This window comes from Vibrio sp. 1401, from assembly GCF_033340295.1.
Genome location: NZ_JAWOWF010000585.1, coordinates 1 through 590, shown reverse-complemented (window position 1 = coordinate 590; position 590 = coordinate 1). Strand labels below are relative to the sequence as shown.

1 protein-coding gene is annotated in these 590 nt (G+C 44.4%); it reads left to right on the top strand.

Annotation, left to right across the window (positions count from 1 at the left end):
• Window positions 1-590 (top strand): EAL domain-containing protein (locus R7Z77_RS26980; RefSeq protein ID WP_318137256.1); only part of this gene is annotated, 590 nt, incomplete at both ends.

Here is a 590-nt window from a genome sequence, read left to right as displayed (position 1 = left end):
TTCAACTTTTACAACAGTGAACTTCACGCCGAGTTGGTGAAACGTCAGCATTTGGAAACGTTCCTGAAAACCCAAATTGAAAGTGAGCTGGTGGATGTGTATTTTCAGCCAATTATTGAAACGCGAACCGGCAATGTGGTGAAGTTCGAGGCATTAGCGCGCTTCTATCACGAAAACAGCGAGTACAGCACGCAAGAGATGATTTCCATCATTGAAGACCTGGAGTTGATCGCTGCGCTGGATGACGTTGTTTGCCAAACCGCGCTGAAGCAGTGGTCACATTTGCAAAAAATCTATGGCGAAAATATCGGACTTTCCATTAATCGCTCGTTGAATACCAAGTTGGATTCATTGCAAGTTCTCCAGCGATCGCTCGATTTGATTAAAGCCAGCGATGTAAACCCAAAACTGGTGACTATTGAGTTAACAGAAACCGCGTATTTCGAGCAGGATGAAGAACACGCGTTTGCGTTAGAACAGATTCGCCAAGAGGGCATTCAAATTGCGATTGACGACTTTGGTACGGGCTACTCTTCGTTTTCTTATTTGGAAGAAGGGCAATTTGATGTACTAAAAATCGACCGCAAGGT